General features: G+C 63.8%; 12 protein-coding genes. 5 read left to right on the forward strand and 7 right to left on the reverse strand.

The window, feature by feature from the left end; all coding sequences use genetic code 11:
- Position 1: 1 nt before the first annotated feature.
- The 3 genes from OOB33_RS03070 to OOB33_RS03080 form a co-directional block, all read right to left on the reverse strand.
- Positions 2 to 1,129, reverse strand: coding sequence for an HD-GYP domain-containing protein (locus OOB33_RS03070; protein ID WP_271007611.1), 1,128 nt, complete (start codon positions 1,127 to 1,129; stop codon positions 2 to 4).
- Positions 1,130 to 1,293: 164 nt separating this feature from the next.
- The gene (locus OOB33_RS03075) at positions 1,294 to 6,168 is read right to left on the reverse strand and encodes a TIR domain-containing protein (protein ID WP_271007612.1); all 4,875 of its coding nucleotides are present in this window, start codon (positions 6,166 to 6,168) and stop codon (positions 1,294 to 1,296) included.
- 165 nt (positions 6,169 to 6,333) lie between these two features.
- On the reverse strand, positions 6,334 to 7,251 hold the full coding sequence (locus tag OOB33_RS03080) for a DMT family transporter (RefSeq protein ID WP_442953034.1): 918 nt from the start codon (positions 7,249 to 7,251) through the stop codon (positions 6,334 to 6,336).
- Positions 7,252 to 7,384: 133 nt separating this feature from the next.
- Between OOB33_RS03080 and OOB33_RS03085 the strand changes: the two genes are divergently transcribed.
- Both OOB33_RS03085 and OOB33_RS03090 read left to right on the forward strand, forming a co-directional pair.
- Positions 7,385 to 8,341, forward strand: a complete 957-nt coding sequence (locus OOB33_RS03085; RefSeq protein WP_271007614.1) for a helix-turn-helix transcriptional regulator — start codon at positions 7,385 to 7,387, stop codon at positions 8,339 to 8,341.
- Between the two features lie 112 nt (positions 8,342 to 8,453).
- Entirely contained in the window at positions 8,454 to 9,155 is a 702-nt protein-coding gene (locus OOB33_RS03090) for a hypothetical protein (protein WP_271007615.1), read from the forward strand.
- Between the two features lie 370 nt (positions 9,156 to 9,525).
- Here OOB33_RS03090 and OOB33_RS03095 read toward each other — a convergent pair whose 3' ends face one another.
- Positions 9,526 to 10,512, reverse strand: coding sequence for a hypothetical protein (locus OOB33_RS03095; RefSeq protein ID WP_271007616.1), 987 nt, complete (start codon positions 10,510 to 10,512; stop codon positions 9,526 to 9,528).
- 305 nt (positions 10,513 to 10,817) lie between these two features.
- A complete protein-coding gene (locus OOB33_RS03100; protein ID WP_442952985.1) occupies positions 10,818 to 11,561 on the reverse strand; it encodes a transposase in 744 nt (247 codons plus the stop codon).
- 379 nt (positions 11,562 to 11,940) lie between these two features.
- Here OOB33_RS03100 and OOB33_RS03105 point away from each other — a divergent pair, with 379 nt between their 5' ends.
- Entirely contained in the window at positions 11,941 to 12,909 is a 969-nt protein-coding gene (locus OOB33_RS03105; RefSeq protein WP_271007618.1) for an IS1595 family transposase, read from the forward strand.
- 26 nt (positions 12,910 to 12,935) lie between these two features.
- The gene (locus OOB33_RS03110) at positions 12,936 to 13,172 is read left to right on the forward strand and encodes a helix-turn-helix domain-containing protein (protein ID WP_333780312.1); all 237 of its coding nucleotides are present in this window, start codon (positions 12,936 to 12,938) and stop codon (positions 13,170 to 13,172) included.
- A gap of 371 nt (positions 13,173 to 13,543) precedes the next feature.
- On the opposite strand, the gene OOB33_RS24495 is transcribed toward OOB33_RS03110, so the two are convergent.
- On the reverse strand, positions 13,544 to 14,113 hold the full coding sequence (locus OOB33_RS24495; RefSeq protein ID WP_442952986.1) for a double-CXXCG motif protein: 570 nt from the start codon (positions 14,111 to 14,113) through the stop codon (positions 13,544 to 13,546).
- Positions 14,082 to 18,800, reverse strand: coding sequence for an RHS repeat domain-containing protein (locus OOB33_RS03120; RefSeq protein ID WP_271007621.1), 4,719 nt, complete (start codon positions 18,798 to 18,800; stop codon positions 14,082 to 14,084). The genes OOB33_RS24495 and OOB33_RS03120 overlap by 32 nt, the downstream gene beginning before the upstream one ends.
- A gap of 433 nt (positions 18,801 to 19,233) precedes the next feature.
- On the opposite strand from OOB33_RS03120, the gene OOB33_RS03125 reads away from it, so the two are divergent.
- Positions 19,234 to 21,663: an Ig-like domain-containing protein gene (locus OOB33_RS03125; RefSeq protein ID WP_271007622.1), complete on the forward strand. Its 2,430-nt coding sequence runs from the start codon at positions 19,234 to 19,236 to the stop codon at positions 21,661 to 21,663.
- Positions 21,664 to 22,075: the final 412 nt, after the last annotated feature.

Consider the following 22,075-nt stretch of genomic DNA (forward strand, 5'->3'; position numbering starts at 1 on the left):
TTCAGTCCGCCAGCCGGCGGCGGATGTCGGCGCGCGCGACCTCGGCCGCGGCCAGGGCGGCGACACAGTCGGCATCCAGCCGCCCCGCCGCCACCTCGCGCTGCAGCTCGGCCAGGCAGTCGGCCTCGCTCCAACGCGGCTTGTAGGGCCGCTCGGTGGAGAGCGCGTCGTAGACATCGGCCACGGCAATGATGCGAGAGACCAGCGGAATCTCCGCCAGGCGCAGTCCCAGGGGGTAGCCCGAGCCATCGCCGCGCTCATGGTGGCCGCCCACCACCTCACGCATGACCTGGGCCGCCGGGTCGCCCTGCAGGCCCAGATCGGCCACCATGTGCTCGACCAGATCGAGGCCGATCTGCACATGGCGCTTCATGTGGGCAAATTCCTCGGCGTCCAGCCGGCCCGGCTTGAGCAGGATGCGATCAGGGATGCCGACCTTGCCGATGTCGTGCAAGGGCGCGAACAGGTGCACATACTCGACCTGCTCGTCGCTGAGGCCATGGCTGGGCGCCAGCGCCTTGGCGATCAGGCGCGCGTAAGCCGCCATGCGCTCAAGGTGGCGGCCGGTCTCGACATCGCGGATGCGGGCCAGGCCGGTGGCGATGTCCACCGCACCCACCAAGGTGTTCACCGCCGCCAGGCGCAGCAGATAGAGCTGGCTGACGATGTCGGCAAAGATGTCCAGAAAGCCCGTGACCTCGGGCCCGAAGGCATTCGCCTCCTTGGCATCGAAGAACAGAAACGCCGCCAGCTCATGGCCGCTGAAGATGGGCAGGGTGTAGCTGCTGCGGTACTGCTGACCGCGCAGCCAGGCCGTGTGGGCGCTGGGGTGGGCAAAGCTGGCCTCGATGTCCTGCACCACCCGTGTGCGGCGCTCGTTCTTCAGCTGCAGCAGCGAGGGCACGTCGGCCAGCACCGCCTCATAACGCTGCAGCGCCTCGCCATCCTCGTTGCTGCTGGCAAAGGTCTTGAGCGCATCGCTGACCGGGTCGTACAGCGCCAGCGCCATGCGGCCGATGGCTGGAAAACGCGCCTGGATGATGCTGTGCAGGCTGCTCAAACGTCCGGCCAGGCCGGACTTCTCAACTTCCAGCTGGTGCAGGGCCCAGGTGGACGGTGGCAGGTTCATATCGGGCTCTCCCGGGCCGTCTGCCTCCCAGGTCAGCGGCCGCCTGGGCTCATCCTAGCCCGGGATGGCTGCGCCTCAAACCATGGAATGGCATGGATTTGCCATCGAAACAGGCGGCAGCTCTCCTGAGCGTGGCTCTGAAAGTGCAGCCTATTGCCTGAGGATCAGGCGCCAATCTCGCCCGGGCTCCCGGTATTGAAAGGCAAGGACAGCAGGCTTTCTGCCGGCCACAGGCCGCGCAACTCTCCGGATGCCTCATCCACCAGCTGCGCAGCCAACCAACGCCAGGCCCCAGCGCTGGCGCTGAGAAGCTCACGCCGGTCGCCGCTCCACACCGCGTAGTCGCCAGCCACCACCTGATGCACCCGAAGCAGTTGGCCGGACGGCACGCGCCACAGCATCAGAGCCCCAGCGCTGCCACTGGAGAGCGCCCGCTGGCCATCGGGAGAGAAGCTGCAGGCAGCGACCGGGTTCTCATGGCCGGCCCAGGTGGCGAGGCAGCGGCCGGAAGCAACGTGCCAGAACTTGACGGTGCTGTCGTTACTTACGGAAAGCGCATGCTTGCCATCGGGCGAGAAGCTGCAGGAGGTGACCCAGTCTTCATGGCCGCCCCAGGTGGCGAGGCAGCGGCCGGAAGTAACGTGCCAGAGTTTGAGGGTCTGGTCCCAACTGGCGGAGAGCGCATGCTGGCCATCAGAGGAGAGGCTGCAGGCGGCGACCCAGCTTTCATGGCCTACCCAGGTGGCGAGGCAGCGGCCGGAAGCGACCTGCCAGAGCTTGAGGGTCTTGTCGGAGGAGGCGGAGAGCGCATGCTGGCCATCGGGTGAGAAGCTGCAGGAGGTGACCCAGTCTTCGTGGCCGCCCCAGGTGGCGAGGCAGCGGCCGGAAGCAACGTGCCAGAGCTTGAGGGTCTTGTCCCAACTAGCAGAGAGCGCGTGCTGGCCATCGGGAGAATAGCTGCAGGCAGCGACCAGCTTTTCATGGCCGGCCCAGGTGGCAAGGCAGCGGCCGGAAACGACCTGCCAGAGCTTGAGGGTGCTGTCACGACTTGCGGAGAGTGCGTGCTGGCCATCGGGGGAAAAGCTGCAGGCGGTGACCCAGTGTTCATGGCCGGCCCAGGTGGCGAGGCAGCGGCCGGAGGCGAGGTGCCAGAGTTTGAGGGTCTTGTCGTGACTGGCGGAGAGCGCCTGCTGGCCATTGGGGGAAAAACTGCAGGCGGTGACCCAGTATTCATGGCCGGCCCAGGTGGCGAGGCAGCGACCGGAGGCGACCTGCCAGAGCTTGAGGGTCTTGTCGTCACTGGCGGAGAGCGCCTGCTGGCCATCGGGGGAAAAGCTGCAGGCAGAAACCGAATATTCATGGTCGGCCCAGGTGGCGAGGCAGCGGCCGGAGGCGACCTGCCAGAGCCTCAGGGTGCTGTCGTCGCTGGCGGAGAGCGCGTGCTGGCCATCGGGGGAAAAGCTGCAGGCGGTGACCGAATCCTCATGGCCGACCCAGGTGGCGAGACAGCGGCCGGAGGCGACCTGCCAGAGCTTGAGGGTCTTGTCGGCACTGGCGGAGAGCGCGTGCTGGCCATCGGAGGAAAAGCTGCAGGCGGTGACCCATTCATCATGACCGGCCCAGGTGGCGAGGCAGCGGCCAGAGGCGACCTGCCAGAGCTTGAGGGTCTTGTCATGACTGGCGGAGAGCGCCTGCTGTCCATCGGGGGAAAAGCTGCAGGCGGTGACCGAGAGCACATGGCCGGCCCAGGTGGCAAGGCAGCGGCCGGAAGCGACGTTCCAGAGCTTGAGGGTGCTGTCAAGACTTGCGGAGAGCGCCTGCTGACCATCGGGGGAAAAGCTGCAGGCGGTGACCCAGCGTTCATGGCCGGCCCAGGTGGCGAGGCAGCGGCCGGAGGCGACCTGCCAGAGCTTGAGGGTCTTGTCGGCACTGGCGGAGAGCGCCCGCTGACCATCGGGGGAAAAGCTGCAGGCGGTGACCGAGTTCTCATGGCCGGCCCAGATGGCGAGGCAGCGGCCAGAGGCGACCTGCCAGAGCTTGAGCGTGTTGTCAGCACTTGCAGAGAGCGCGTACTGGCCATCGGGGGAAAGGCTGCAGGCTTGCGCCCGAGGGCTGGGCCCGGAGTTTCGCCAACGAGGCTGCAAGCCCGCTGGCAGGCGAGACGAAGGCGTCGCGCCTATGCCGTCGAGCGAGCCCCCCGCCTGCCAAGGCTCGGGTGCCTCGGTGTACAAAAACCAGGGGGCTTGCCCACTGGCCCCCTTCCATGTACTGGCAGCCCACTGGACCTCGCGAAACACGGCGCCGTCCAGCAAAGCCCTGTCTGCAGTCAGCCCATCAGCCCAGACCCGCCACCATTCGCAGCGGCACAGCTGTGCGTCCGAAACATCGGCACTGCTCATCACCACATCGTGCCAGACGGTCTCGCGCAGCTCGCAGCTCGCGAAGTTGGCCGAGCTCAGATTGAGTGGCTCCTGCTCACTGCGGCCGATGAAACGCCAACCGTGCAGGTCGGCGCCCTGCATGTCAAGGCCGGACAAGGTGGGCGCCGGCCAGCCTTGCGCCGTGGCATCCAAGGCGTAGCGCAGCCATTGCTCGCTGGCCAGCGCCAAGTAGGGCGCACGCCAGGCCGACAAGGTGTCGAGTTGCTCGGCGCGCCCTTCCGCTTGCAACAGCTGGGCCAGGAACTGCCGCGTTTCAGGGCTGACCAAGGGCATGGCCCAGGCTGCGCGTTGACCGAGCTGCAAGGCGCGGAACATATGCTGCGCCAGAAAGAACTCTTGCATGGAGCTGTGGGCAAAGCGGAAACCGCCCGCCTGGGCACCGCCCTCGCTGGGCTCGTCCTCGCGCACCAGAAAGGTGGCGGTGCGCAGGTCTTCGTCGAGCTTGTCGTAACCCACACCGGCGTAGAGCCGCTGGAGCTCAGGGTCGGCGGCCAACCATTCGTGAAACCAGGACTCCAGCTGCCCGGCGGGCATCAGGCGCTGGCCCTCACGCCACATCCAGGCTGCCAGCTGCGCCATCAGCAGTTGCTTGTGCTCGGCGCGCAGATGGTGTTTGCCGTTGTCGCGCGCAATCCAGCGATTGACCATCTCCTGATACAGCGTCACGCCGTAAACCGGTCGCCCTTGCGCCCGCCAATGCTCAATCTGAGGAATGAATTCGCTCACCAGGCGCAGCGTGAAGGGCCGTTCGGCCAGCTCGCCCAGGTTGTGCACGCTTTGCACCAGCGCCAGCGTGGCCTGCGGATCGATGCCCGGCAAGGCATGCTGCAAATAACCCAGGATTTGCGTTTCCCCCAAGGGCAACATCAACAAAGCGCGGTAGTCGGCGCCGGCACGGTCACCGCGCTCCTGGCCGGTGAAGTGACTGTTTTGCTCACGCAAGGTGCGGAAGTAGTGCGTGCGGCAAGAAATCAACACGCGGGTCAGCGGATGCGAGCCGTGACCAGACAGGGGCTGCAGACGCAACAGCTCCTGCGTGAACTGCTGGCCCTGGCGCTCGCTGAGATGGACCAGCGCTTCATCCAGCCCATCGAAGACCCAGAGCAACGCATGAGCCTGGCTGCGCTCGATCAACTCGGCAGCGCTCGGTTTTTCACAAGCCGCAGCCCAGCCGCGCTGGACGCATTCGTCAATCACCTGCGGCAAGGTCGGCACCGCAGCGCTGCGCAGCTGCGTGAGCTTGCGCAAATCAAAATACAGGGCCTGTGGCAGGGCCGTGGCCTGACCTTGTGCATGGGCCGCCTCGCGGCGCTCCTCGATCTCGCGCACCAGGCGCTGGCAGCAGATGGTCTTGCCCATGCCGTACTCACCGAGCAAGGCAAACAAGGGCGGCGCGTCAGGGTCCTGTGCCCAGTCAAGCAGATGCTCCAGCACGTTCACGCCGCCTTCGTCACCGCTTGATGCTGCTGCTGAAGGGGCGTCCTTGGAAAGCAAGCGCTCATCAAGCAGGGCAGGCTTGGCCAAGACCTCGGTCATCAGGTGCGGCAAGCGATCCATATCGGGCGAGAGCATGTCCCGAGCCCGCAGCAAACGCAGGGCCTCACGTCGCGGCGATGTTTCAACAATTGCTGGCGTTGAACGCTTGGCCGCCGCGCCAGCGCTCGGCGCCGCGGGCTTGTCGGCGTAGCGGTCCAGCACCTGGGTCATTTGCGCGACAAGCCCGTCTAACCAGACATCGCGCTTACTTCCCGTGCGTTGGGCATAGGCTTTCTGATCCCGGTCGTGATAGATCTGAGACTGCGCTAGCCCCTTCAGGTCAGTGTTGGCAAAGTCAATCACTTGCAAGGCCACGGGGATGGCTCGCTTGCCCGGCGCGCCAGTCGAATGCCCGGATCGAAATGCTGGCAGCTCGTGCTGGCCGATGTATCGGCTGGCCAGGAACTCGTGGCTGAGCAGCAGCACGCCCAGATGACATTGCTGCAGCGCTTGCTGAATCTGGGCATGCCAATCTTCGCCGACCAGCAGCTGGTGATCGTCCCAGGCTTCGAAGTGGTAGTAGCGGTTGTTGGCGAGGCGCCTTCCGAGGCGCTCGATGAGATCGCGTGCTTTCTCGTCGGCATGCGCATAGCTGGCGAACCAACGGACGAGCGGACGGCCGCTGCCTGGATGCAGCGCCTGCAGGCTGATGCGCGGCTCGGTGTGCAAAGGCAGCCCTTGGCGATCCTCGATCAGATTGGCAGAGACACGCGTCAGTTCATCCGTGGTGTGAGATACCTCGAGCAAGGTCTCGCCCTCAAACCAAAGAAAGCGCTTGTCGGCCCCGCCCGCACGGGCGCTGCTAACCTCGCAGCGCACACGAAAGCCAGCTTCTTCCGCCAAATCATTGAATCTCTCGCGCAGCTGACCCAGCAGCTTGTTCTGACTCTCCAACGAACGGCTCTCGGCAAAGGCCGCCGCCAACGCAGCTGAGACGGTCAATTGATGCGCTTGCTCATCGAGCGCGCCGGAAAGCGCCACAAGGCGCGCATGATCCTTGGTTCCGAGCTCCGCCTGGAGTTTATGCAGATAGGGCTGAACCTGAGAGCGGCTGAGTTTCATGACACATAACTTCAATTTGATTCGGTATGGTTTCCGAAACAATGAAGGGTGTCAATGCCATGCTGCATTCTGAAGCGACACGCAGCATGGAGAAGGGTCGTATTGACAATTTCCCAATTCCAGCTGCGTACCTAATTTCTCATCACAGCAGCAGCGTTGGATGCATCAAATCTCCGTTTGAATGCGCTGAACGGCAGATACAGGCCGAGGCGCCGCTTTCGCCTTCCTCTTGCGGAACACCAAAACATTGCCCGCCATCACGCAGGCCAGGCCCAGCAGGGCCGGCAGCGTCCAGCGGTAGCCCTCGAACAGGGCCGAGACATTCAGCGCCACCACCGGGAAGAGCACCGTGCTGTAGGCCGCCCGCTCGGGGCCGAGGCGGCCGACCAGGGTCAGGTAGGCGGTGAAGCCGATCACCGAGCCCGGGATCGCCAGATACAGCAGCGCGCTGCTGTAGCGCCAGCCCGGCTCGTAGGCAAAGGGCACACCTTGCAGCAGGCAGTAGCTGAGCAGCAGCAGGGTGCCGACCAGCATGCCCCAGGCGTTGGTCTGCGCCGGCTTCAGGCCCTGGCCCTGCAGAGCGGCCGAGAGCAGATTGCCGGTCGAGAAGCACAGCGTGCCGCCCAGCGCCCAGGCCAGGCCTTGCAAGGTGCTGACGCCGGCGCCCTGGGCGCTGCGAATCTCGGGCCAGAAGAGCAGCAGCAAGCCGACCAAGCCCAGCCCGCCGCCGGCCATCACCTGGGGCGCCAGGCGCCGGCCATGGACCAGGCGCGCCAGCAGCGCATTCCAGAGCGTGGCGCTGGAGAACACCACCGCCACCAGGCCGCTGTGGATCAGGGCGCTGGCATTCAGGAAGCAGACGAAGTTGAAGCAGAACAGGCACAGGCCCTGGCCCAGCACCCACAGGCCCGCACGGCCCCGCGGCCGCTGCAGCTGGCCGCGCCAGGCCAGCCAGGCGAACAGGATCAAGGCCGCCAGGCCGAAGCGGTAGGCGATCGACAAGGGGATGGGCACCACGCCCAGCTGCCACTTCAGGGCGATCCAGGTCGTGCCCCAGATCAGCACCACCAGGGCGTACAGCATTGCATTCACAAACACAGCTCCTCGGAATCAGGGCTGCAGCATGCCGGCCCCGCCCTGCCGGAGATTGCACAATCCTGCGCATTTTTGCGCGCCGGCTGGGCCGCGGCAGCCCGGCGGCGCTGAAAATCAGGCCATGTCCACGGCCTCCGCACTGCCCAGCCTTGCCGCCAGCGCCGCCCCAGCACCTCAGGTGTTCGCGGTGCTGAGCCAGTCGCGCGCGCAGCTGGAGCGCCAGGCGGACCTGGGCGGCGCCCTGCGCCTGGCCCAGTGGCGCAACCGTGAAGATCACACCGGCTACGAGCGCCCCGGCCACCACACCCTGTCGGTTTACCTGCACGGCGGCCAGGATGTGCGCGTGGTCGGCGAGCGCAGCCCGCAGGACGCGCCGCATGGCGAGCCGGGCACGTTTTGCATCCTGCCGGCCGAGCATGAATCGCAGTGGCAGATCGCCGGCCCGCTGCGCTTTGTGCACCTGTATCTGTCCGACAGCGCCTGGGCCCAGCGCATCGTCCGCCTGCTGGACGCCGAGCCGCGCGCCTACACCCTGGCCCCGCGCATCTTCGGCCAGGACCCGGCCCTGGCCCGCTGGGGCCGAGAGGTCAGCGCGCTCGACTGGGGCGACACCGCGCAGCGCCTGCAGGCCCACGAGCTCAGCGAAGCCGCGCTGGACCACCTGGTGCTGATGGCCGCCCAGCCCCATGCACGAGAACGCGCCCTGCACCTGGCCAAGGGCGGCCTGGCCCCGGCCGCACGCCGCCGCGTGCTGGACCAGATCGAGGCGCAATTGGCCGCCGGCCAGACCGAGGGCCTGAGCCTGGCCGAACTGGCGGCGGAAGCGAACCTGTCCGAGTTTCACTTCGCGCGCATGTTCCGCCACAGCCTGGGCTGCAGCGTGCACGGCTGGATCAGCCAGCGCCGCAGCGCCCGCGCCCTGGCCCTGCTGCGAGAACGCCCCAGCCTGAGCCTAGCGCAAGTCGCCGCCCACTGCGGCTACGCCAGCGCCAGCCACCTGAGCCGCAGCCTGAGGGCGGATCTGGGGGCGACGGCGGGGGAGTGGCGCAGGGCAGCCCCGGCAGCGTCTTCGGCCTGATGCCGGGATACACGCTGGCGCACGCGGATCGTTGAAGGAACGTCGAGGCTCGATGGCCGCGGCCCCAAGAGATTCGGCGCTTCACCCCAATTCCCCTCCTGGATGTACTCACATGAAACAACCCATCCGCAATCGGCAAGCCGGCCACTCGCCAAGCCGCCGCGCACTGGTCGTCACAAGCCTGGCCCTGATTCCTATCGGGATGGCCACGCAGGCCCGTGCAGCCACCAGAGGCGGTGGAGAGATCCACGCCAGCGTCGACGCTTATGCCAGGGCCTGCTTCCAGGGCTCTGAAGTCCGGCACTTGTCCACCGACGAAGGATCTCCATCCTTGCATCGCGTTTTCGGCATTGCTCTCGGGCAGGAAGGCCGTGGCCGCCAGGCCTTGATCTTTGTGCTGGAACGCGTCCCTGGCAGCGGAGGCCTGCGGGAACTTGCACGATCCCAGCCCTTCGATTTTTCGGACGCCAGCGGCCGAACCGACTTCGAAATCATCGAGGCCCAGTCGGAGCGACGCTTTTCGCTGCAGATCAACGCCAGGTCGGCCTGCGGCGTCCATGTCACGATCTACCGCTTCGCGCAGCATGAGAAAGGCACTTGGGTGCTGGCCGGGATGGACACCCGCCAACCCCGCTGTGGCGAGAACGGTGATCTGGAACTGGCAGCCACGAGCTCGACCAATTTCCTGACCGGAAGACGCGTCAACCAGGCCTACCGCAACGACAGGCCGACAAGATCCAGCAGCCGCCAGCTGAGCTTCCCCTCATTCCCTTTGGCCGAGTTCGAACCATTCGATAGCCGGCACCACCCTTGAGGTGCAAGCGGCGCACCGGGACACCGAATGCTGCAGCAGCCAGCAGCGTATACAGTACCCCCCGCGCCCTTGGCATCACCCTGGCAATCATGGCTCGACTGCTCTATGAGGCACTCCAGCAAACGCTCAACCTCAGCGGCACCTCGATGGCCACTGCTCAAGCCAGCAAGCCTTGCCCCCTGCGGAGTGCGCTTGAGCGCTTTGAACAGCACGGTTCGGTCGAGCCTTCTGCACACTTTCGCCCCTCTTTTGGGGCTCGCACCGAATCATCGCCAGGGGGACGATTCGTTGGAACAGCAGGGGGTCAGGTCTTGCCTTCAGGTTTTGAGCCTGGCCCAGGGGCCTCGCATGACCCTCCGGCCTAGAAGACTCAATCGTCGCCTGTACCGGAAATCAGTGTCCAGTTGAAGCGTCGGGCGAGGTCTGCGCGAAAGCCGGTACGTTTGACGCCGTTTTCATAGAAGTCGAAGGACACCGCATTTCCCGAACGAACCAAGGGGCTGGGGATGTGATTCCGCGTCGGCGCGTAGAAGCTGGAGGGTTTAGCGACCGTCAGTGTGACCTGATGGTTGAGGTAGAGGTTCCGAATATTGTTTTGGATATACATCCCCACATCGATCGGACCCAGCATCAGGGTGTTGGGTTGAATCGAGTTCACGAAGGCGAACAGGGCTCTTTGCGGTTCGGTATGCAAGACTGAAGCACCGATATCGAAGCCACCATTGATCTTGGAACGAATGAGCTCTTCAATTCGTCTATTGATCTCCTTGCCAATCCACGGGAGCCAGCCGAAAGAGTTGGTGCAACTGACTGTGTGAGTCGGCGTCGCAGAGCTGGAGGTTTTGTTGCTTGAGGTACCCGTGGTTGGATTGAAATCCAAACCAAATCGGAGGTCACCCATCTCAAGCCCCACGTTGCAGTCGAAGTTCAACAGTCCCTCCGAGCCACTGACGCCAAGCGCCGCCGAGTAGTTGATTCCGCTGATGGCGAGGTGCAAATCTCCACCAGGATTCCGAGCAAGGCTGCCTGCCAACTGTCCAGCAAGTGCGCCGGGGTACTTGAGTCGAGCTTGAAGATTGCTTTGGCTCAGGCGAATCATCGCTGCTCCGACTGCATCGTTCATGCCTGACTCAATTGACAGGTAATAGGCTTGCGCAGTGTTAACGAGCTCTCGCATCTGTTGAGATTGCTCAAGGTTCCCGTTCACCGGTGGGGTGGTGCTCCCTTGCCAATTTGCCGTGACTGAATAGCTTGTTCCGGCGACGGATGACTGATAGACATTGCCGGACGCTGCTCCTGCGCTGCTTGCAAACGCAAGCAGTCCGACAGAACAGGCCAGTTTTTGATTGAGGTTCATGGTGCTCTCCCTGTAAATGGCGCAATTGGTATTGCCGAAGATCTACTGATTCGCGGAGCCACATTCGAGTCAGATCAAATTCGCCATGATGTAACACTTTATGCTGCTCAGATAGCGAGTTACCAGCGCGTGATCGGCGCCCGAGAATAGAGGAAAAGAACACCATCCTGACCTGTAAGCGCTTACAGGTCGTTTGGGATCAAGCACGAGCAAATGCGCTTGCCACATACGAAAGGTACGGCTTCCTCTAACTGGTGATGCTTCATGCGGCCGTGGGGCCGAAATTGGCGAGATCGGCGGCGAAATCAGGACCACGGAATCAGGGCAAAGTCTTGTAGATCATGTCTTCGCCCCGACTTCATCTCCCTCCCCCGTTCCGCCCGGCTCACCAACTGGCTCACCCGAGCCACCGTCAATCCCAATTCGGCGGCCATGGCGGTCATCGTCAGACCACCCTCGGTATGCGCCCGTCGCAGCGCCTCCTCGCGGCTGGGGCCTTGGGCCAGCCACTGTGTGAGACCGAGCTTCATGGTCTTCTTCGGTCTCTGTGCCTTGGGCACCTCGCGGCTGCGTGCAGAACCCGGTTCGGCGGCATCCAGCATGCGCTGCACAAAATCGTTGTCGCCCAGGTAAATCTGCCGGTTCAGCGCTTGGTCCCACAAGCTCACGCCGTGCCCGGCCGCCACGTGGGCGGCATACAGCTTCAGCGCACGTGCCGAGGCCTTTGGAGAGTCGACATCCTGCCCGAGCATGAAGCCGTGCAAGGCTGCAGTGTCCAGCCACGACACCCGAGCAGCCTTGCCCACATGCACCCGGTAGCTGGACCAAAGCCAGGCGCCCGGCTCAGCCACCATGCCCGCCCGTACTGGGTTCAGTTCCAAGTACCGGCAAACCTCCAGCAAGTACGCGCCCTCGTCAACCAGAATGGCCTTGAATCGGCCCTGGAACACATGGCCCACCTTGCCGTGACGCCGTTTGTAGGCCTGCGAGTACACGCCATTGATGTGGCGCGTCAGCAGCGAAAAATTACCCTGCCTCGTCTGCAACACGAAGTGCTAGCGATTGCTCATCAGACAGTAAGACAGCATCACCGCATCAATTCGCCCCAGCCCCTGCGCCACCACCGCCAGCAAGCTCGCTCGATCTGCGTCATCCACAAAGATGTCTTCCCGCCTGTCTCCACGTGCAGACACGTGGTACAGAGCGCCGGGAAACTCGATGCGAAGTGGCCGAGACATGGCCTACATTCTGAGCTGACCGAGCAAGAAAGTGAGAGCGGGTGAATATTTAAGACTTGACCCCGAACTGCAGAACGGTGGAGGGTCAGGTCTTGCATTTAGATTTACCTGATTAGGCACCTACGTCCGCTGGCTCACCTGATGAGCCAATGGGATGGGAAATTGGTCACACCGAACACCGGAGCCGACCATGCCTATCAATCGAATCCAGTTTCAGCCAGGCCTCTCGCTGGCCACGTTCTTCCAGCGCTACGGCACGCTGGCACGGTGCCAGCAAGCCTTGTACGAGACGCGTTGGCCCAGGGGCTTCGTTTGTCCCAAGTGCGCCAGTACTGAGCACAGCCGCCACGAGCGCGGCACGCGCTTGCTCTTGCAATGCTGTCGTTGCCGTCGTCAAACGAGCCTCACGGCAGGCACTGTGTTCGATGCCAGCAAGCTGCCGCTGACGACCTGGTTTCTGGCCATCCACCTGCTCACGCAGAGCAAGACTGGCATGTCAGCCCTGCAACTCATGCGCGACCTTGGGGTCAGCTATCGCAGTGCTTGGCTGGTCAAACACAAGCTGATGCAGGTCATGTTTGGCCAAGAGCGAGAGCGCAAGTTGGAAACATTGGTGCAGATCGATGACGTCTTTGTCGGCGGAGAGCGCCAAGGCTGTGGCCGAGGGCGCACGGCGCCGAACAAGGTGTTGGTTGTGGCTGCCGTTCAGACAACAAGTAACGGCAAGGCTGTATTGACCCGGCTGGACGTCGTTCCCAACTGGCAGAAGTTGACCATTGCTCGATGGGCAAGCAAGGCGCTGGCTGCGGGGACGCACGTCGTCAGCGACGGCTTGTCCACGTTTGCTGCGGTCAAAGGCGCAGGCTTCACGCATGAGCCGATCATCGTCAACTCCACTGGCAAGGCCGCAGGTCAGCATCCGCGCTTCCTGGCGGTGAACACGACCTTGGGCAATCTGAAGACTTGGATGGCCTCGACCTTCAAAGGCTTCAAGCTCAGCCATTACACGCAGCGCTACTTGGCGGAGTTTCAATACCGCTTCAATCGGCGATTTGATCTGCGGGCCATATTGACCGGTCTGCTCGTCGATGCAATCCACTGCAATCCCTGGCGGGAGGTTTCACTGCGCAAAAGGATGCCAGCGGAGATTTGTGCCTAATCAGGTAGATTTAAGGCCTGACCCTCTTGCGCACTGAGTGCCATTTCGCGCGCATGTTCCGCCACAGCCTGGGCTGCAGCGTGCACGGCTGGATCAGCCTGCGCCGCAGCGCCCGCGCCCAAGCGCTGCTGCGCGAGCGCCCCGCACTGAGCTTGGCCGAAGTCGCAGCGCAGTGCGGCTATGCCAGCGCCAGTCACCTGAGCCGCAGCTTGAGGGCGGACCTGGGGGCGACGGCGGGGGAGTGGCGCAAGGCGGGTCTGTGACGTCCGGGCCGCTCGTGGGCTGGCTCAGGATGCTGAGGGGGCCATCGCCGTAGCTGGTGGTGGCCAGTCGTTTGATGGGGTCATAGCCATAGCAGAGGGTCAGGTCTTGCCTTCAGGTTTAAGGCCTGACCCTCTTGCCGTGACCCTCTTGCGCGTGCTGGTCCGCAGCTTGAGGGCGGACCTGGGGGCGACGGCCGGGGAGTGGCGCAAGGCGGGTCTGTGACGTCCGGGCCGCTCGTGGGCTGGCTCAGGATGCTGAGGGGGCCATCGCCGTAGCTGGTGGTGGCCAGTCGTTTGATGGGGTCATAGCCATAGCAGAGAGTCAGGTCTTGCCTTCAGGTTTAAGGCCTGACCCTCTTGCGGACATGCAACTAGCAGAGGGGAACTTCCCGGAACCGGAACCCTACCAGCCCATTCTGTTCGACAGCATTTTTGAATCGCTCACTAACGAACAGCTTGGTAATCATTTCTGGCACGCCGAACAGGTCATATCTCTCAATCGCTTTTGCTTCAAGACGCGGGACGAAGTTGGCCGAGTGGATGCTGACCTTGTCTTGATCAACTCCCTCCAGATTCGCGGCACCTTCAAGCCAGCGAATGCAATGCACCCCAACGTAGGCATCATCGAGGCCATCTAGTGGAAGAACCTCCAGCCCACCATTTATGCATGAGGCGAGCGCCTCTAGAGCACGGCGACTAAAGCACCGAACAGTCGAATAGAAGATTGGGAAGTCACAGGTAGGCCTACGCTTTGTCTCTGGAATCCACTCGACGCCGATCGGGCGCCAAGTCGAAGCCACTGGCGAGTAGCGAACCCTCACCAGATTTGCCCCATCTTCCTCTGTGAGTCGGCCGACCCAGCGGTAGCGATCCACTTCTTCATCAACTAGGAAGCATCGAGGGCTTCCATCACTTGGAAGGATATTGTTTGTTGAGTTCATCGACTGTCGACTTCTTCAGGTTGTCCGCAATTTTGCAGCACTCGGCCTTGACTGCATCTCCATTCGGTTGCGCTGCGACACGCTGGTTTGTGTCCCGAACATAGCTGTCGCGCTTGGTGATGTCATGCTTGTCGCCAGGAATTGCAACCTTGTTGGTTGCCTCGGTCTTTGGATCGATGCCATGACTCTTCATGACATCCCGAGCTTCTGCCGCTCGCTTATCTGTTTGAGGAACAACGTGGTGAACCTCAGTTTTTGCAGCACGACCCGTGGCCTCAGCGGCATTGCCCATCGCCCGAATCGCACCAACCCCACCCGGTATGCCAGGAAGAATTACTGCTGCAGCATCGACAGCTACGCCGAGCGCATTGCCTAACGAAGGGCTGTTGCTGAACTCTCTAACGCTGAGCACAAGGCTGGCCACATCCCAAGCCGTCTCAATCGCCCGGCCGTCCGGATCCTTGTACTTGTAAGGGTTGCCTTCAGCGTAGTGATACCGCCCGAAGCTCTTTCCAGAGCTGGCATCCGTGACGATGGGATCGACGCTAAGGAACCTTCCCGCAATCGGGTCGTAATACCGCTGCTGCATGTACACCAGATCCGTCTCCGGATCATTCACATGCCCCGTGAAGCCAATGCTGCTGGTGTTCGGCCCCGGCTTCGTGCCCGCCGCCGTGAAGCCATAAGGCTCAAACCGCGTGCGGTTCATCAGGCCACCTGAGGCATTCGTGTGCGCCACCGGGCTGCCCAGCGCATCGGTGTGCACATACTGCGTCTGATTGCCGGCGCTGGCCCACTCGGCGATCTGCTTGCCGCCCAAATAGATGTAGGCCGTGCTGCCCGCCGGCCGGGGCCCGCCGTTGCTGGTGGCCCAGAGGATCTGCCCGGCCTGACTGTAAAGCTGCAAGCGGGTGCTGCCGTCGCTGCTGGCCACGCGGAAGCGGCGGCCGTGGCCGTCGTAGGTGTAGCCGCCGCCCAGGCTGGCGCTGCTGAGGCGGTTGCCCAGATCGAACGCAAAACTCTGGCCGCCCTTGCTGCTGATGTTGCCGCGGGCGTCGTAGCCGTAGTTGGTCTGGCTGCCGTTGGTGACGATGCTGCTCAGGCGATTGCTGCCGTCGTAGTTCAGCGTGCTGCTGCGGCTGCCGACGGAGGCCGTACGCAGGTTGTCCACCGCGTCATACGTGTACGTGGCATTGCCCCAGACGCCCGGAGCGTTGGCCGTCCACAGCCGATCCAGATCGTCGTACGTCATCGCACGGCTGAACACCGCTTCCTGCTGATCGGCAATGGTAGTGACGTTGCCATTGGCGTCGTAGCTGTACTGGTCTTGCATCACCCCGGCGTCGCGGTTCACCAGGGGCAGGCCGCGCAGGTTCTGCGTCAGGCTGTGGGCAATGCCGTTGCCCAAGGTGTAGTCGGACACAGCGCCGTTGGGGTGGAACTTCACGGCCGTGGCGTAGCCGCCCACGCGGCTGGGCTCGCCCAGGGCATTGGGCAGGTAGGTGATGACGGGGCCGCCCGTGGGGTAGCTCAGGCTGCTGAGGCTGCCGTTGCCGTCGTAGCCCCAGCTGAAGGCAAAGCTCTGGCCGGCATAGCTGAAGGTTTCGTTGTCCAGCAGGCGCAGGGCGTTGTAGCTGTAGCTCCAGCTGTCACCGCTGCCGGTGCTCACGGTCTTGAGCTTGCCATCGGGCCAGTAGGCGCGCGTGACACTGGGGCTGCCATCGCCGTAGCTGGTGCTGGTCAGTTGGTTGACGGCGTCGTAGCCATGGCTGATGCGCGCAGCGGCCGGCACGCTGGCCTGGTCACAGCTGCCCAGGCCGGTGTAGCCCACGCCCGGCGCACGCCAGGCGATATTGCCGGCGGCGTCATAGTCCTGGATGGTGGCGCCGACCTCGGGCTCCACGGTCTTGCACAGGCGCTGGCCGGAGTCATAGACGTAGCTGCGCGTGACACTGGCGCCATTGCCGCTGCGGGTGATGCTGGTGGGCTTGCCAAAGGCATCGCGCGCGATGCTGACGCTCATACCCCCAGGCAGGCCGCCACCGGCCGGCACGCTGATGGCGCTGAGCTGGGCCTCAGATGGGTTGTCCAGCGCCCACAGGGTTTGTGTGCTTTGCTTGCCGCGCGGGTTGGTGTGGCGGACCTGAAAGCCACTGAGGTACTCGGTCGTGCTGCTCAGGGTACCGAGTTCACTGTCGGCATCTTGCTGCTTGAGGCGGCCGAGGGCGTCGTAGCTGCTGCGCTTGCCGGGTGAGGTGACCGCCACCGTGCTGAAATCACGCTGCGGGTAACTCTCAAAAGTCACACGACCGTCAGCGTCATACGATTTGACCGTGACCTTGCGGGTGTTGGCCTCGTCCCCCGCATCAAAGCTGCGCGTCATCACCGGCCGCCAGAACGCGTCGTAGTACGTGATGGTGCGGGCATTGCCCTTGCTGATGGTCTGGCGCCAGTGGCCGGCAGGCAGGCCGTACTCCGGTGCCCATACCTGCTCGAAACTCAGGCTGGTCACCGCCCAGCCCGAAGGCGGGCTGATGCTGGCCAAGCGGCCCATGCTGTCGTAACCATAGCCCGAGGTGTAACCGGCGGCACCGGTGACGCTGGTCACGAGACCCAGGTCATTCACCACCGCGGACTCGCTGCTGCCATCTGGGTAGCGCACGACCTGTGGCACTCCGCGCCTGTAGTTGTCAAAGTAGGTGGTGTAGTCGCGACCATCGGTGCGGCTGGCCAGCGTGCCGTCGGTGTTGTAGGTGAAGCTGTGCTGAAAGACCCCGAACTTGCTGCTGCTGCGCAGCATGGCGTTGCTGGGGAAGTAGTCGTTGTCCACCACCGTCTGGCCATTGGAGGTGATGGTGTCGATCTGGCCAAGAACCCAGAGGTTGGTGTTGTCCGCGTAGCTGGTCGTCTCGCTGCGGCTGCCGCCCGGGCCCGAACGGGTCACGGTCAATGGGCGGGCCAGTGAATCGAAACTGTCAACGCGCCAAGTAAAGGTGCTGCCTTGAAGTGAAACCGTCTTTTGTTCAGCAGGAAAGAGGCGCGTGCTCGGCGCGTCGTTCCCGAAGTTGATCATGCTCGTTCCCATCTTGGAGGGATAAGGGCCCGCATTCCAGGCGCGGTAGGACGTTGCGTCGGAACGCAAAGTAACTCCACTGGCGCTGAGGTGATCAACCTGCAACAAAAGGCCTTCGTTCCTGTCGGCACGGATGCCGTAAGTGAACCTTTTTTGCGAACCTCCCGGCTCCGTCACTTGCGTCCATCGGGATTCCGGGCAGTTTCCAGTGCATGTGGAGTAGCTCCCTGAACCCGCTGCGCTGCTGTAGCTATAGCTCCAGGTGAGGGATGCTGACCCGGGACCAGAAACCTGCTTGCTGGTCAAAGATGGGATGGCGTAATACGGCGGCGAGTTGCTGTAGATGCCGCCCGTCCCAAAGCAGCGCTTTTCTACAAAAGCACGGGCATGCTCGGTGTTGGTCACCGTGAATTGCCCAACCATGCCGCTCGGATGCGTCATGGTCAGGGTCCTGGACAAGGTATTGACCATGCCCGAGCCTTCGCAGGCCGGCGAACCGACATAGATCCCATCGGTCGAAAGGAAGAACTTCGCGCCAGAGAATGTCCAACGACTCTGATCTGGCAACACCGCATTCTGTAGATCGCCGTCCTGGTCATACAGGTAAGTCCAGGTCCTGCTCCCATCGGTCACCGTGTTGATGCGGTTTGACGTGCTATTCACATAGCTGAAGTTCAGAGTCCTCCCATCACTGGCCTGCATTCTCAGCAGTTGCCAGGGCTGGCTGGCTGAATATTCATACCGAACCGTGTTGCCGAACCGATCCTTCACCTGTGAGGGCAGAATCCACACCGCCTGACGGTTCAGGATGTACTCCACGGGTCGACCACTGCCGGCCAACTCCGCTGCAGACTCATTCGCCGCCAGATCATCACCAGGCGTTGCCCCCGGACGCTCTATCGGCAAGATCGTCCGTGACACCATCCAGTCGAATCGGTACTCCGTGCCTTCTGGAGACACGGCAATGAACCCCTCACCCGCACCTCTGGCGAGTGGAGTACAGCGAATCACCCATTTGTCTCGCGTGACCAAAGGGTAGCTATTGCCATCTGCAGGAGCGCCTGAGTATTCGGATGACCGTGCCAAAATCTCTTGATCACCGATCCCAGGCACGTACAGATGGGTTCCACGCCAATACTCACGTGGTACCCAAGCTCCTTCATTCAGTGAGCCGGTAACAAACGGAGGCGGGGCAGAAAACCTCGTGCACCGGTCGGTTCCGTTCCAGCCATTTTTGAAGCCCGAGCCTGCGGCGAAAACACCATGGACCCGGGGAATCTCCAGATCCCACCTGCCAAAATGTCCATTGGCCAGGTCCAAAGGCCCCCCGCCGGTGAACCGACGCCCCACTGCCACAGGCAAGCTGCCGTTTCCTGGCAGGGCGACATCCGTCTGTACGAACTGCAGACCGCCGTTGTAGTGGTTGACCTTGTCACCAAACAGATCCGGTCCGAGCGCCGTCACCGAACGCCCTGCACGCACAAGCTGCCCCTGCTCCTCGTAGTACGTTGCCGCTCCTGCGGAAACGCAGACTGACAGCCCAAACACGGCCACCCACAAAGCGCGCAGGCGCACCACGGCCCCACGCACAGGCGTTGATGAAAGCTCACCCATTTGATGACTCACTCCCTCGTCAAGATCCGGGCGGCCTGGTGGCTGCGCTCACGGTTCGGTCGCGGAACCTGTTGTGGTTCTCTGCTTAATGTCGCCAAACGCGCTGAATTGGAGCTGATCCAAAGCCCGCGTTTGTCCCGGGCGCCAATCTGCCCATGCCCTGCGGGTTCGTCCATCTGTAAGAACTGACAGCTTGACGTGTTGGACGACTGCTCATTTCCAGATTCACGACGCACGATGGCAAGACCTGACCCCAGGGCTTTCCCTCCCCCGCACTTCAGTGCCTGAGGTTTCTCCGGCCGCCCACTCTCACCTCATAAGCCCGCCACAGCGGTGGGCAGCCTTTCAGGCATGGGTCCATGCCGAGCCTTGTTTGTGAGTTGAGCTGCACATGCATCCGAAACTGTCGCCCCGTCTTTCTCAACGTCCTCTCGTGGCCCCGCCGCGACCGGCCCGCCTGGGCCTGTCGGCGGCGCTGTCGCCGCTATCACTGCTATTGCTTTCCGCCTGTGGCGGCGGTGGAGGCGAGAGCCCCACGCCTGCCCCAGCGCCCGCACCGATTGCGCTGTCCCTGAGCGCCGACGAGGCCAGCCTGCCCTGGAACAAGGCGTTTGTGCTCAAGCCCCTGGCCAATGACAGTGCCAGCAAGGGCAGCCTGAGCTTGGCGGCGGTGGGCACGCCCAGCCATGGCACGGTGAAGATCGTCGGCAACGAGCTGGAGTACACGCCGGTGGCCGGTTATGTGGGCCCGGACAGCTTCAGCTACACCGCCCAGGCCGAGGACGGCGGCAAGGCCAGCATCAACGTCAACCTCAAGGTGCAGGCGGCGCTGACCTTGCAAGGCTTGGTCAGCGACGGGCCGATCGCGAATGCGCAGGTCAGCGCCAGCGTGGGCGGCAAGAGCTTCAGCGCCACGGCCGATGGCAATGGCGCCTATCGCCTGACCGTGCTCAGTGACAGCGTCAGCGAGCCCATCCAGCTCAGCGCCAGCGGCGCCGGAGCGCAAAGCCATGTCAGGCTGAGCAGCAGCCTGGGCGACCTGGCCAGCCTGGCCAGGCTGGCGGACAAGGACGGGGTGCTGGGTGCGAGCCAGGCCGCCGGCACCACGATCAGCCACTACAGCACGGCGCTGCAGGTCTTGATGCGCGAGGCCAACCAGAACCAGCTGCCCACCACCCTGGCCCAGATCAAGAGCCTGAGCCGCCAGGTCTCGGGCGAGCGCCTGCAGGACATGGCCCTGGCCATCAAGCTGGTGGTGGACAAGGGCGCCGCACTGCCCGCCGGCATTGCCGACACCGCCGCCCTGGTCGGCCAGGCCTCTGGCGCCGTGAGCGCCTTCCTCAACCAGCAATCCAGCAGCAACAGCAGCGCGTATCAGGCAGCGCTGCGCGAGGTCAGCGCGGGCGAGGGCCTTGGTGCCGCAGCGCCAAGCTTTGCGCCCAGCCAGGCCTTCCGCCTGGTGCAATCGGTGCAGACGCTGAACACCTCGGGAGGCTTCGTCATCGACTTCCAGCCGGACGGCAAGGCGCGCGTACTCAACAGCCAGTTCGGTGAATCGGCCAGCTGGGTTGCCGATGCCGAGGGCGTCACGCTGACGCTGGACCAGCCCTACGGCCGCACCAGCGTCACCAGCGAGCTCGACCCCGGCACCGGCCAGCAGGTGCAAGTGCAGCTGCGCTACGAGATCACCGGCCTGCGCTTTCGCCAGCTGACCGGTGACCTCGACGGCGGCACCCAGGCGCTGAGCCTGCGCACCCGCGAGAAGGTGCTCAGCGGCCCGCAGGCGGGCCAGATCCGCAAGGAACAGTGGACGGCCTCAGGCCTGGTCAAGGCCAGCGATGCCAAACAGCTGACGCCGCTGGCTGGGGGCTTCCAAGTGGGCGAGCGCATCGCCGGCGTGCAGTCCATCGACGATGGCCATGGCGCCGACATCCTCGAGTTCACCGGCGCCGACACCGCCCGCCTGCTGCGCAGCGGCACGCAGTTCAAATGGCGCCTCAGCGAGGGCCGATTCATCCTCAGCACGCCGGTGTTCGAACGCAGCTATGCCGAGCTGGCCAATGACGACAGCCTGGGCATGAAGTATCTGATCGCCGTGGACACCCAGGACGGCGCCACGCGGCGCGCCCATGAAGTGGCGGCCGTGGGCGTGGAAGGCCAGGTCTTCAGCGACAGCCCCTGGATCTACAGCCGCTGGCAGCATGGCTTTGCGCCCGAAATTTCCTTCGAGATCGGCAGCCGCGGGGTGGGCAACCAGGTGCAGCGCAACCCGGACGGCAGCGAAACCCGCTTCCCGCTGAGCTGGAGCCTCACGGCGGACGGCGCCCTGCGCCTGCAGCGCGGCAGCACGGTGCGCGAGTGGAAGCTGCTGCAGAACCGCCAGGGCCGCATGGTCGTGCTGGAAGGAGTGGGCAGCACCGCGCGGGTGAGCGGCTGGCGCGTCAACGTCTACACCAGCAATATGGCGCCGGCCGGCCCCGGCAGCAACTTGCTGATCGGCAGCGATGGCGAGAGCTACCCGCTGCGCGTCAACCTGACGCTCAGCAGCACCGGCCAGCTGACCGGCGGCGGCTATGACTTCCACAAGCTCAAGGGCACGCAGACGCCCTGCACCTTCAGCGGCGACATCAGCTGCATCGGCGCCAGCAACAGCTTTGGCACGGCCACGCAAAGCGGCCCGCTGAACAAGAACGGCAGCAACGCCGAGGTGACGCTGAACATGGCGGCCGATTCCTACGGCTACAGCTTCAACGGCCGGGTGCAGGGCATGGTGTGGAGCGGAACCTGGACCAAGGTGGCCACGCCCAACTCCAGCCTGACCGGCTCAGGCAGCTTCAGCGTCAACCTGATCCTCGGCCCTTGACCCACTGCTCATGGGCCTCGGCCCCCCGGCGCCCTGCCCCCCTTGACGCCTGGTAGGCAGCCGCAAGACCTGACCCCCGTGCTTTCCCGCCCCCGCACTTCAGGGGCTGAGCTTTTGGCGGCTTGTGACTCTCACCTCACAAGCCTGCCAGAGCGGCGGGCAACCTTCCAGGCATGGGCCCATGCCGCAAAGCCACGCTAGATATGAAGCACCCGACCAAGCCCACACAAAGCTCGCTGAGCACAAGCTGCCCTCGACCCGCCGCGAGGCCGCTGCCGCACCGGGCTGCGGCAAGAAGGGAGCGCACAGCGGCTTGGACCGCTGGGCTGGCGGCAGCCTCGCTGCTCTGTCTGCTGTCCGCTTGCGGCGGAGGCGGAGGGAGCAGCGACAGTGCCTCGCCCACACCCGCTCC

This window comes from Paucibacter sp. B51, from assembly GCF_027863535.1.
Lineage (GTDB): Bacteria > Pseudomonadota > Gammaproteobacteria > Burkholderiales > Burkholderiaceae_C > Paucibacter_A > Paucibacter_A aquatilis.

Excerpts from the sequence above, each read along its gene's own strand:
- OOB33_RS03070 (WP_271007611.1), bottom strand. The coding sequence starts at position 1,129 with ATGAACCTGCCACCGTCCACCTGGGCCCTGCACCAGCTGGAAGTTGAG.
- OOB33_RS03075 (WP_271007612.1), bottom strand. The coding sequence starts at position 6,168 with ATGAAACTCAGCCGCTCTCAGGTTCAGCCCTATCTGCATAAACTCCAG.
- OOB33_RS03080 (WP_442953034.1), bottom strand. The coding sequence starts at position 7,251 with ATGCTGTACGCCCTGGTGGTGCTGATCTGGGGCACGACCTGGATCGCC.
- OOB33_RS03085 (WP_271007614.1), top strand. The coding sequence starts at position 7,385 with ATGTCCACGGCCTCCGCACTGCCCAGCCTTGCCGCCAGCGCCGCCCCA.
- OOB33_RS03090 (WP_271007615.1), top strand. The coding sequence starts at position 8,454 with ATGAAACAACCCATCCGCAATCGGCAAGCCGGCCACTCGCCAAGCCGC.
- OOB33_RS03095 (WP_271007616.1), bottom strand. The coding sequence starts at position 10,512 with ATGAACCTCAATCAAAAACTGGCCTGTTCTGTCGGACTGCTTGCGTTT.
- OOB33_RS03105 (WP_271007618.1), top strand. The coding sequence starts at position 11,941 with ATGCCTATCAATCGAATCCAGTTTCAGCCAGGCCTCTCGCTGGCCACG.
- OOB33_RS24495 (WP_442952986.1), bottom strand. The coding sequence starts at position 14,113 with ATGAACTCAACAAACAATATCCTTCCAAGTGATGGAAGCCCTCGATGC.
- OOB33_RS03120 (WP_271007621.1), bottom strand. The coding sequence starts at position 18,800 with ATGGGTGAGCTTTCATCAACGCCTGTGCGTGGGGCCGTGGTGCGCCTG.